The sequence below is a fragment of the Mesorhizobium sp. M0410 genome (assembly GCF_040321435.1).
GTDB lineage: Bacteria > Pseudomonadota > Alphaproteobacteria > Rhizobiales > Rhizobiaceae > Mesorhizobium.
Map to the genome: position 1 here is coordinate 1 of NZ_JAMYRN010000047.1, position 10,785 is coordinate 10,785.

10 protein-coding genes and 1 pseudogene are annotated in these 10,785 nt (G+C 59.9%); 4 read left to right on the plus strand and 7 right to left on the minus strand.

Annotation, left to right across the window (positions count from 1 at the left end):
• Positions 1–123: 123 nt before the first annotated feature.
• The 7 genes and pseudogenes from NKI63_RS29975 to lepA all read right to left on the minus strand — a co-directional run bounded on the left by NKI63_RS29975 (position 124) and on the right by lepA (position 7,089).
• Positions 124–747, minus strand: a complete 624-nt coding sequence (locus NKI63_RS29975; protein ID WP_352824068.1) for a CDGSH iron-sulfur domain-containing protein — start codon at positions 745–747, stop codon at positions 124–126.
• Between the two features lie 239 nt (positions 748–986).
• On the minus strand, positions 987–1,361 hold the full coding sequence (locus NKI63_RS29980; RefSeq protein WP_502900530.1) for a hypothetical protein: 375 nt from the start codon (positions 1,359–1,361) through the stop codon (positions 987–989).
• A 268-nt stretch (positions 1,362–1,629) separates the two neighbouring features.
• The gene (locus NKI63_RS29985; protein WP_352824069.1) at positions 1,630–2,142 is read right to left on the minus strand and encodes a hypothetical protein; all 513 of its coding nucleotides are present in this window, start codon (positions 2,140–2,142) and stop codon (positions 1,630–1,632) included.
• 39 nt (positions 2,143–2,181) lie between these two features.
• A complete protein-coding gene (locus NKI63_RS29990) occupies positions 2,182–2,373 on the minus strand; it encodes a hypothetical protein (protein ID WP_352824070.1) in 192 nt (63 codons plus the stop codon).
• Positions 2,374–2,423: 50 nt separating this feature from the next.
• The gene (locus tag NKI63_RS29995; protein WP_352824071.1) at positions 2,424–4,748 is read right to left on the minus strand and encodes an N-6 DNA methylase; all 2,325 of its coding nucleotides are present in this window, start codon (positions 4,746–4,748) and stop codon (positions 2,424–2,426) included.
• Positions 4,749–4,798: 50 nt separating this feature from the next.
• A pseudogene (locus NKI63_RS30000) lies at positions 4,799–5,179 on the minus strand (type I restriction enzyme HsdR N-terminal domain-containing protein); the annotation flags it as partial.
• 104 nt (positions 5,180–5,283) lie between these two features.
• On the minus strand, positions 5,284–7,089 hold the full coding sequence (lepA, locus tag NKI63_RS30005; protein ID WP_352691876.1) for a translation elongation factor 4: 1,806 nt from the start codon (positions 7,087–7,089) through the stop codon (positions 5,284–5,286).
• Between the two features lie 159 nt (positions 7,090–7,248).
• Between lepA and NKI63_RS30010 the strand changes: the two genes are divergently transcribed.
• The 4 genes from NKI63_RS30010 (at position 7,249) to msrA (ending at position 10,585) form a co-directional block, all read left to right on the plus strand.
• Entirely contained in the window at positions 7,249–8,313 is a 1,065-nt protein-coding gene (locus NKI63_RS30010; RefSeq protein WP_352691878.1) for a TadE/TadG family type IV pilus assembly protein, read from the plus strand.
• A 342-nt stretch (positions 8,314–8,655) separates the two neighbouring features.
• Positions 8,656–9,366: a DUF1223 domain-containing protein gene (locus NKI63_RS30015; protein WP_352691879.1), complete on the plus strand. Its 711-nt coding sequence runs from the start codon at positions 8,656–8,658 to the stop codon at positions 9,364–9,366.
• Between the two features lie 78 nt (positions 9,367–9,444).
• Positions 9,445–9,780, plus strand: coding sequence for a hypothetical protein (locus tag NKI63_RS30020; protein WP_352691881.1), 336 nt, complete (start codon positions 9,445–9,447; stop codon positions 9,778–9,780).
• Positions 9,781–9,856: 76 nt separating this feature from the next.
• Entirely contained in the window at positions 9,857–10,585 is a 729-nt protein-coding gene (gene msrA, locus NKI63_RS30025) for a peptide-methionine (S)-S-oxide reductase MsrA (protein ID WP_352476876.1), read from the plus strand.
• Positions 10,586–10,785 lie beyond the last annotated feature (200 nt).

Here is a 10,785-nt window from a genome sequence, read left to right on the forward strand (position 1 = left end):
ACTGGCCCATCTGCTTCACTGCCATCGCGATTCCCTCCGAGCTTCGTCTCAGAGAATCACAATCAGCGAATTACGCATCAGGCCCCTCGTGGGGGAGATTGGCAGCTTGGCCGGACAGCCCTCCTACCCCACAAACCCCACGCGCTTGTGCGATCCATCGCAGAACGGCTTGTTGGCGGAATGGCCGCAACGGCAGAGGAAGGCGCGCTGGGTGCGGTCTACCGTGTGGCCGGTGCCGGTGACGATTTCGACATTGCCTTCGAGCTTGAGCGGGCCGTTGGTCGTCGGCGTCACGGTCAGCGGGCCATTCCGCACCTCCAGCGCCGGCGTGTCCTTCAGCGCCGGCTCGCCGGTGGCGGCAAAGCCTGCCTTGGTGTGGCTGCCGTCGCAGAACGGCTTGTTTTCCGAGGCGCCGCAGCGGCACAGCGTGGCGCGAAAGAACGTCTCGCCGCCCAGCACGATCTCGGCGTGGACCGCCAGCGGACCGTTTTCCCTTATGCGCACGGTGTTGACCACCGGCGGCTGTTCCTGCGGCCCGCCATCCTTGCGGACATAGGTGATGGCGCCGGACGGGCATGCTTCGGCGAGCGCCACGATCTTCTCGACGCTGGCCGCCTCGGGGTGGATCCATTGGCCGGGCGCATTGGGCACGAAGACATGCGGATCGCCCAGCACGCAATTGCGCGAATGGATGCAGCGGCGCCCGGAAAAGCCGATATCGATTTTTTCGCCTTCGACCACTGCCATGGGTGCATCTCCTTGCTGAAGGCGTCACGCTATGGCGGCGGCCGGGACGGCGTCAAGCTGCCTGAGAGGCTGGGCGCCTGATCTCCCCCCTTGAGGGGGAGATGTCGCCGAAGGCGACAGAGGGGGTCGTTGCGCGTGGAGCGCCGGCATCATCTGTCCGCGATGGGACGTCGCATCAGGACGTACCGACCCCCTCTGGCCTGCCGGCCATCTCCCCCTCAAGGGGGGAGATTCGCGCGCTACGGCACCAGATCGATCTCCTCGGTCTCGCCGCCGCTGCAGGTGTAGCAGCAATCGTCGCATTTTTCCGTGTTGCCGGGACCGACGCCCCAATAGGTATTCTCGTCGCCATCGACCCACGCGCCGTAGCAGATCGATTCGCCGTCCTTGCAGGACAGCGGGATCGACTTGGTCTCGCCGTCGTTGAGATAATAATCCTGATTGTTGCCCGGCCAGACATGGTCGCGGTCCTGGCTGTAGAGTTCGACGCGCATGGCGTTGGGATGGCTGTTCTTGATCTCGAACGTGACATCGCCGGCATGCGCGACGGGCGCAAACAAGGCGGCAAGGCAAAGCGCCGCGGCAGCGCGGCGCACGAAAGCGTAGGACAACATGATGATTCCCCCCGGAATGAAACGGCCTGCCCGGCCGCGAGGGGAACATGGCATGGCGGCGGGATGGGTGGAAGGGGGATGCGCCATTTGCGCATTGCGTGGCGCGCGAGGTTGCTAAGCAAGACCCCTCCCGGTTTGCTTCGCAAACCACCTCTCCCCGGGGCGAGGAATGCCAATCGCCGAAGCCTCACAAGGCTTGGGTTCCTCGCCCCACAAGGTGGGGAGAGGTGGCCGCGAAGCGGCCGGAGAGGAGGCGGTCCGACCGGGCTCAACGCCCGGGCTTCAGCAGCGTCCATATCCAGCCGATAAATGTGAGCACCAGGAACGGATACCCGGCAGCGGGCAGCGGCGTCGAGGTCGGCAGCAACGGCGCACCCCACAGGATCAGGCCCGCCGACGCAACAAACAGCAAAGCGGCCACGACAGTGGCAAGCCGAATCCACAGCGCGAAGGTTTTCGGCGCGCTGATCATGACCAGCGCCGCCGCCCAAAGCGAGATGCCGCCGACATAGGAGGGCACGCTGGCCTCAAGCCCCGCCGCATTGCCGGCGAGCAGCAGGCTTTCGCCGGCGAGAAAGGTCAGAAATCCGGCCGCCACCCAGTCATTGCCCTGCCGCTGATACTTCATGGTCAACAGCGCGGTCGCCACGACGAGTGCGACACCGTCGATCGTCCAGAGTGTTTCGCGGAGTGGCGCGCCCTCGACGAAAGTGCCGGCGAGGCCCAGAGCGCCGCCGATGGCGAGGCCGATCGCGGCGACGATGTCCAGATTGGAGTGCATGCGAGATCTCCCCAAGCCGGCCGTGCGAACCCCGCTCGATCAGAAAACCTGATCGCCGCCCGGCCACACCGTCTCACGGTTGTGGCTGAACATCTCGACCGCCGCCGCCTGCGACCGCTGGTTCTCGACGAAGAAGGCCATGTCGACGAGGTGGGCGGGTGTGGCGAACATAAGTGCAATGAGGACAAGAACGCGGCAACGGCGGCTTTGAAGCGCGGTGCGGCGGTCCATGAGAATCCTCAGACTCTTGCGCTAGATCTGCTGCGCTTCGGAGACCGGATCTACGACTCTTCCTCTTTGTCATCATCAAGAATTTCTGGAATTTCCTCTCCAAATCGCCCGTCAATGGCGTCACTGAATTCCATCATTGCCACCCGCAAATTCTCGACGGCGACCCGCTGGCCAGTTCGAGCGTCGAAGATTTTTTGAACCATCGCGCGCTGAACATCGGCATTGTCCGGAAACACGATTTCCAGCGCCTCAAAGTCCTCTCTTTGAGTCCGGCGGCGATTGCTGTGACCCGTGGTGATCGCACGAAAGGCGCGCTGATAATATCGGCTTCGTAAAAGGCACCAGAGGAAGCCGGAATCCAACCTATTATCTGTAACTTCATAGATCGGGAATTCCTTGGTGACCAACCCTCCATCAAATGCCTCCGGCACGACAGAAATGCATCCCTTCCAAAGATCAATTGAAGAAAAAACAACGTCGCCTGCTTTACTGGCATACCAAGTAGAGGGGCTATCAGCAAAATACATTCCCAACCACTCAGGCGGATTTCTCCCTTTTCCAGCTTCTCGCTTGCGAATTTCGCCCGTTTGCGAAATTGTCATGACAGTTAGCGGATCATCTGGAGAGTCTTCTGGCCGTGTAATGTCCTCCCGCCTTTGCATAACGTCACGGATTGGAAGTCGCACCCACCCCGCAGGCGTAATTGCTCGTTCCTCGCGCTTAAACAAGAAGTATTTTGGATCAAGTCTATGGCTTGAATGAGCAGACCACATTTGCACTACATCTATAGCCATGCAATCCGGCGAGGTCGTGCCTTCATAGGTTGTCTGATCTGCTCGAAATTTCTGATATTCGCCAAGGATCCGACCGCTTTGATCAATTTCCAGTTTTCCGCCAGAACTTCCACGGTACAGGTCATTTTTCTGATCTAAAGCACCTGTGCTTGTGTATCCGACATGTGCCGACTCGGCCAAAAAGACTCTATATGATAAAGTAGTAAGTCCGGCTTGGATCGCTCCGTCGCGATCCCCCTCGTTTAACTTGATATACGTGTCATAGGCCCTATCAAATCGCGCCTTTTCCTGATCGCTAAACTTTCGAAAAAATAAAATAGAGGTCTTGTTTTGTGCCCCGGACCGCCTAAAGGCGTAGTCCGGCAGGGAAATGATAGCCTCGATCACGCCGTGGGACGCCAGAAAACGACGTACGTTGGGACAGTTTGAAATCTCTCCTTGGTTATTAAAGAGTCCGTCAGGGAGAACCAATCCCAAACGCCCATTAGAAGCCAAAAAGGTAACACACCGTTCCAGAATCACGTGTTCCGAAGCAACAGAGTCTCGTCCGGTTGCCAATTCGAAATTCTCAAGCCGATTAGGGCCAAGATGGTCATCGTCCCCGGCTTCTACATCGTCACCAAATGGCGGGTTTCCCACGATCCTTGAGAACAACGCGCCTTTTCTCTTAGCCTCATCAGCATCTATCGCAAGAGCAAGGCGTTCGTGCAAAAAAGTGGAGTCTAAGCAACTACGATCGCCTTCTATATTGGTATGACCGTCATGGTGGAGCAGCAAATTAATTTTGCAAATTCTGGCGAGAACGTCGTGAATTTCTATACCATGAACGTTGTATAGAGCAAAGTCATTCCGCAATCTTTCGCTTCTAATCTCCGGAAATCTCCGGTCTATACTATGCCATACCTGTAGTAGGACCTCCAGCAGAAATCCGCCACTGCCAGCGGTAGGATCTAGAACGTAATCTGTTTCTTTGATGTCTAACATCGCAACGCTAAATCTGGCAATTTGCCTCATCGTAAAATACTGGCCTAACTCTCCTCTGAAAACTGATCCGAAGAAATTCTCAAATGCTGCGCCAATATTGTCGACACTTGTATCTACAAACGATATTGCCTGCAGTGCCTTTACAACCTCCACGATCTTTCTGTCGGGCAATTCTATCCTTGCGTTAGCGGTGAAAATCTCTGGGTCCTTTGTGATGGCTGTTGCGAACAACTTGTGTATCCGATTAGCAACTGAGGCACTCGTTTCATTCGTTCCGACTTGGAATGCACGCGGTTTTCCGTTTTCGGTCCAGCGCTCGTCATGGACCTTTGCAAAAAGGAGCTTGCTCCATTCGTCAAAAGCTCGAAGGGGATCGCGCTTTCCTCCAGCCCAAATTAAGGAATGCGCGTATTTGATACGGGTCTCGATATAGGCTTTGTTTGCGGGCGCTATATCGGTTCTCTCTCCGACAACCCGAGAAAAGAAGGGCTGCGCATCGTATTGTTTAGCAATATCGATACGATCGCCGCGAACATTTGCGACCCGCTCCATAGACGGAAAGTTGGCAATATCAAAAAAGCGGATTCGCTTCCACAATCGAAGAGACCAAATGGCGCACGAAGCGAATTCGAGTTTCCGAACAACTGCTCGATCGCCTGGGCGCGCTCGGCGACTGATACATTCCAGCGTTTATTCTCGACAACCAGATAGGGCTGACGGCAGGCGTCATCTGTATAAACAACGATGTCAGCGGAATCACTGGGCGTCCGGCGAGGAACGGTAACTTCAGTCTTTATTCGATGAGCGGGATAGTCCCGCTCCAACACAAGGAATGCTATGAGGAAGCAGCGGACCCACTCCTCTGGATCAGACCAAGCGTAGTTCTTCTTGCTGGCAAGCGAATAGTGAACGCGATTACCGGTGAATTCGATCAGACCTCGACTCACGGCCTCTTGCACAATTGGGGAAGCGCCAACCTCCGCGGAACTGGAAAAATCAGGTAATACGACAGCCACGAAAGCCCCCACTAAAACAAATTTCAGAGTACCGCACTCTGAAAAAGGGTTATCGTGTCAACTAGCTGCAGGCAAGCGGCAGTCGCCGTTCTCCCCGTGAATGAGGAGAAGGTTGTTCAATCCCCCATCTTCAGCGCCTGGATAAACGCCTCCTGCGGGATATCCACCTTGCCGAACTGGCGCATCCGCTTCTTGCCCTCTTTCTGCTTGTCGAGCAGCTTGCGTTTGCGCGAGACGTCGCCGCCGTAGCATTTGGCGGTGACGTCCTTGCGCAGCGCCGAGATGGTTTCGCGGGCGATGACCTTGCCGCCGATCGCCGCCTGGATCGGGATCTTGAACAGATGGTGCGGGATCAGCTCCTTCAGCTTCTCGCACATCTGGCGGCCGCGCTTTTCCGCCGCCGTGCGGTGGACCAGCATCGACAGCGCGTCGACCGGCTCCTCGTTGACCAGGATCGACATTTTCACCAGGTCGCCCTCGCGATAGTCGGTCAGGTGATAGTCGAAGGAGGCATAGCCCTTGGAGATCGACTTCAGACGGTCGTAGAAGTCGAAGACCACCTCGTTGAGCGGCAAATCGTAGATCAGCATGGCGCGCTTGCCGACATAGGACAGGTCGGCCTGGATGCCACGCCGGTCCTGGCAGAGTTTCAGGATGCCGCCGAGATAGTCGTCGGGGGTGAGGATGGTGGCGCGGATCCACGGCTCCTCGATGGCCGATATCTTGACCACCTCGGGCATGTCGGCCGGATTGTGCAGTTCCTTGACCGTGCCGTCGTTCAACAGCAGGCGGTAGACGACCGAGGGTGCGGTGGCGATGAGGTCGAGGTTGAACTCGCGCTCCAGCCGCTCCTGGATGATTTCAAGATGCAAAAGGCCGAGGAAGCCGCAGCGATAGCCGAAGCCGAGCGCGGCGCTGGTTTCCATTTCAAAGGAGAAGGACGCGTCATTGAGGCGCAGTTTGCCGACCGCGGCGCGCAGGTCTTCGAAATCGGCGGCGTCGACCGGGAACAGGCCGCAGAACACCACCGGCTGCGCCGGCTTGAAGCCGGGCAGGGCTTGTGCCGTCGGGCGCTTGTCTTCGGTGATGGTGTCGCCGACGCGGGTGTCGGCAACCTCCTTGATCGAGCCGGTGAAGAAGCCGAACTCGCCGGGGCCGAGCTCGTCGACATTGATGCGGGCGGGCGTGAAGACGCCGGTGCGCTCGACCAGGTATCTGGCGCCGGTGCCCATCATGCGGATGGTCTGGCCCTTCTTCAGCACGCCGTCGATGATGCGCACCAGCACGATGACGCCGAGATAGGCGTCGTACCAGCTGTCGACCAGCATCGCCTTCAAGGGGGCCGCGATGTCGCCCTCGCGCGGCGGTGGCAGATCGTTGACGATCGCTTCGAGCACGTCGGGAATGCCCAGCCCGGTCTTGGCCGAGATCAGCACGGCGTTGGAGGCGTCGATGCCGATCACCTCCTCGACCTGCTCGCGGATGCGCTCGGGCTCGGCAGCGGGCAGGTCGACCTTGTTCAGCACCACGACGATCTCATGGTTGTTGTCGATCGCCTGGTAGACATTGGCCAGCGTCTGCGCCTCGACCCCTTGCGAGGCGTCGACGACCAGCAGCGAGCCCTCGCAGGCGGCAAGCGAGCGCGACACTTCATAAGCGAAGTCGACATGGCCGGGCGTGTCGATCAGGTTGAGGATATAATCCTCGCCATTGTTGGCGCGGTATTTCAACCGTACCGTCTGCGCCTTGATGGTGATGCCGCGCTCGCGCTCGATGTCCATCGAGTCCAGCACCTGCTCCTTCATGTCGCGCAGCTCCAGCCCGCCGGTCGACTGGATCAGCCGGTCGGCAAGCGTGGATTTGCCATGGTCGATATGGGCAACGATGGAGAAGTTGCGGATGTTCTTGATCGGCGTGGTCATGCGGCGCGCTTTAGCAGGGGCACGGTATATCGGCAAGCGGCGGGGCGCGGGTGCGGCGGCAAGGCGGCAAAGTCGTTAAACTTTGATCCATGAGATTAGAGCATAGTTTGCGCCCGGCGTGGTAGCCCACCGGTCTATCGCCGTTTCGGGGGGATCGGAATGCCGCTGTCAGCACGCAAATTTCTCAGATCGGTGAGCGGCTCGTTCGCGCCGATGCTCGCCATCCTGCTTATCCCGATGGTTGCCGCATTGGGCTTTTCCATCGACTATACCTCGGCGGTTTCAACCAGGGCATCGATGCAGAACGCCCTCGATGCAGCGTCGCTGTCGATCACGACGCTTGCGACGGACACCTCATTGGCGGACCGTCAGGTAAAACTGCAGGAGGTATACCTGGCCAATGGCGGGCAAGGCACGGCCAAGCTCGACAGCTTCGTCGTCGCCACCGACGGCGCCGCCAGCATCAAGGCTTCGGCCGGCTTTGCCATGCCGACGAATTTCATGCAGATCGCCAGGATCAACACGGTGCAGGTCGGCGTTGCGTCGGCAGTGACAAAGCGGCCGGCATTGGTGCAAGCCACGTTCAAGGTGACCAAGGTCTCGGGCTGGTGGGGCAAGACAATGACGCTCTACGGCACCAAATTCGGGGACACGGTGGCCAACAAGCTGATGAAGATCACCTACACATACAACGGTTATGGCGATCCGAAAGGCTATGGCACGGCGACCGTCTCCACCATCAACGGAGCGACGATCACTACGGTCCAGCAGCAGGTGTGTACGACCACCACGGTGCTCAGCTTTTATGGGCTGCCCAGCACCACGATCACCCAGACCGCTTCCAACGGCAAGAAATATGCGACCACCTGCGTCAACACCATGTACCCGGCGACCGGTGCCGGCGCGGTGATCGACGTCAGCCAGATGGACCAGCTCTACCTGCAGATGGATGTGCCGTCAGGCAATCCAACGGTGCTCAAATCGAACGATCCGGCGACATCGAACCGCCTCTACGCGGACGGCGTCGAGATCGCCAGTGGCCAAACGGTCGATATCTTTACGCTGGTGCCGTGCGGCCAGACCAGCACACAAGCGTGGGAAGACGGGGGATCGCCGGTGCCGACATCTCCGACCATCACCGATTCCAACGCGGACTTTTTCTACACAGTAACCGGCAAGTGCGCCTTCAATCAGCGGGCATCGGAAACGCTGTTGACACAATAGGACGCCGCAGCTGAGTGCGAGGGCATATCGGCCCGCTTAGGCTGCCCGTCCATCACACCGCCGCCCGTCACACCGGGTGGCGTGTTGGTTGCGAGCGACCGTCTTCCCTTTGCCCCCTGTGGGAGAAGGCGGCCGAGCGAAGCTCGGTCGGATGAGGGGTGTTCCAGGGAACGCCGACGCCTCATTGCTTCCAGCACCCCTCAACCGTCTCGGCGCTTCGCGCCGATTCACCTTCTCCCACAAGAGGAAGAGAGAGCTGCGAACGATCACGAAGCGGTGATGCTGTAACGAACCGTGTTTCGGCGGCGAAGTGTGGACATGGAACCGCACAGGAGAACAGCGATGACCGGATCGAAACGCAGCACAGCCCTGATGGGGCTCGCCGCGGTACTGTTTTCGGCAACTGTGCTGTCGGCAACCGGCGCGGCCGCCGGCCAGACGCAGACCGTCGTCGAGCTGTTCACCAGCCAGGGCTGCTCGTCCTGCCCGCCGGCCAACGCCAATCTGATCAAGGTCAAGGACCGGCCCGGCGTGCTGGCGCTGTCCTTCAACGTCACCTACTGGGACTATCTCGGCTGGAAGGACACATTCGGCAAAGAAGAATTCACGCAGCGCCAGGTCCGCTATGAACCGTCGCTCGGCCGTTCCGGCCCGTTCACGCCACAAGTGGTGGTCAACGGCAAGGCCGATGCGGTCGGCGCCAGGCCCGGCGAGATCGAGCAGCTGATTTCGAGCGGCGGCCGCGCCGACGGACCTTCGCTGTCGCTCGCCGGCGGGATGGTCAGCATCGGCGCCGGTCCGGTGCCCGGAGGCAAGGCCGACGTCTGGCTGGTGCGTTACGGCAAGGGCGTCGTCGAGGTGCCGGTGGCGCGCGGAGAAAACACCGGCCGCACGCTGCCGCACGCCAATGTCGTGCATTCGCTGACCAGGCTGGGCAGTTGGACCGGCGACGCCACCGCGCTGCCGCTGCCGGCGACGACGGGCGGCCTTAGCACGGCGGTGCTGGTACAGGTGCCGGGCGGCGGGCCGATCCTTGCTGCCGCTACGAATTAGAAACCCGCGCGAAATTCCCCCAACGCGCAGCGGCGCCGCCGCATGCCGTCAACCCCTGCCAAACCCTAGGAGATCATCATGACCAATCGTTTGACCAATCGCCCGACCCTGGCGGTACTCGCCTTCGCACTTTGCTCGGCGGCGCTGTTCGCAGGAGGCGCGGCGCGAGCCGAAGATGCGATGAAGCCGGCGATGGCGACAAACGCCATGAAGCCGGCAACGGGCGCCATGAAGCCGGCAACGGACGCAATGAAGCCGGCCGGCGCCATGGCGGCTGACGCGATGGCCACGACCGCGATGAAGGCGACCGATCCGATGAAGGCCGACTGCATGAACAAGGCCGACGCCGAGACGGACGCCATGAAGAAGGCAGAGGCGACCAAGGCCTGCGATGCCATGGCTCCGGCCAAATAGGCGATGCGCACAGCAATGTGAGAGCCCGGCGGACCTATCCGTCGTATAATCCACGCCACATCATGGGAGATCAGACATGACCGCAGCCGTGAAACGATCGTCGATTTTCGCAAAAGCAGCAGCTGCCGCGCTCATCCTCACGGCCGCCGCCGCCGTATTCTGGCAGACCCCGGCAGTCTCGGCCGAAGACGCGGTGGTGATCCCGCCGCCGGCAATGGACGAGAAGGCCACCGCCGGCACCGAAAAGGCGGTCTTCGCCGGCGGCTGCTTCTGGGGTGTGCAAGGCGTGTTCCAGCACGTCAAGGGCGTCACCAGCGCCGTCTCCGGCTATGCCGGCGGCGACAAGGACACGGCCGTCTATGAAATGGTCGGCACCAGCCGGACGGGCCATGCCGAATCCGTCGAGATCACCTACGAGCCGTCCAAGGTTACTTACGGCCAGCTGCTGCAGGTGTATTTCTCGGTGGCGCACAATCCGACGCAACTGAACTACCAGGGGCCGGACAGCGGCACACAGTACCGTTCGACGATCTTTGCGGAAAACGACACGCAGAAAAAGATCGCCGAAAGCTATATCGCCCAGCTCGACAAGGCCAAGGTGTTTCCTAAGCCGATCGTGACGACGCTGGAGACCGGCAAGAGCTTCTATCCGGCCGAGGACTACCACCAGGACTTTCTGACCCTCAACCCGACTTATCCCTATATCGTCTACAATGATTTGCCCAAGGTCGAGAACCTGAAGCGGCTGTTCCCCAACCTCTACAGCGAAAAGCCGGTGCTGGTGCTGGCCGCTAACAAGAGCTGAGCTTTTGCGCCGGCGGGCGCGACGGAGAATAAGCGTCGGCGATCCTTCGCACCCCCTCTGTCCTGCCGGACATCTCCCCCTTGAGGGTGTTTGGACCGGGGACATCGCGAACAGCTGTGCGAGGACATCGCGAACAGTTTGGCGCGCTTTGCGCTGGGGGGTTCGGGATGCCATTCGAGGACACGAGCGCGATGAAACAG

Bases quoted from the DNA above. Each gene is read 5' to 3' on its own strand.
- NKI63_RS30020 (WP_352691881.1), top strand. From the start codon at position 9,445: ATGACCAATCGTTTGACCAATCGCCCGACCCTGGCGGTACTCGCCTTC.
- NKI63_RS29980 (WP_502900530.1), bottom strand. From the start codon at position 1,361: ATGTTGTCCTACGCTTTCGTGCGCCGCGCTGCCGCGGCGCTTTGCCTT.
- msrA (WP_352476876.1), top strand. From the start codon at position 9,857: ATGACCGCAGCCGTGAAACGATCGTCGATTTTCGCAAAAGCAGCAGCT.
- NKI63_RS29990 (WP_352824070.1), bottom strand. From the start codon at position 2,373: ATGGACCGCCGCACCGCGCTTCAAAGCCGCCGTTGCCGCGTTCTTGTC.
- NKI63_RS29975 (WP_352824068.1), bottom strand. From the start codon at position 747: ATGGCAGTGGTCGAAGGCGAAAAAATCGATATCGGCTTTTCCGGGCGC.
- NKI63_RS30015 (WP_352691879.1), top strand. From the start codon at position 8,656: ATGACCGGATCGAAACGCAGCACAGCCCTGATGGGGCTCGCCGCGGTA.
- lepA (WP_352691876.1), bottom strand. From the start codon at position 7,089: ATGACCACGCCGATCAAGAACATCCGCAACTTCTCCATCGTTGCCCAT.
- NKI63_RS30010 (WP_352691878.1), top strand. From the start codon at position 7,249: ATGCCGCTGTCAGCACGCAAATTTCTCAGATCGGTGAGCGGCTCGTTC.
- NKI63_RS29985 (WP_352824069.1), bottom strand. From the start codon at position 2,142: ATGCACTCCAATCTGGACATCGTCGCCGCGATCGGCCTCGCCATCGGC.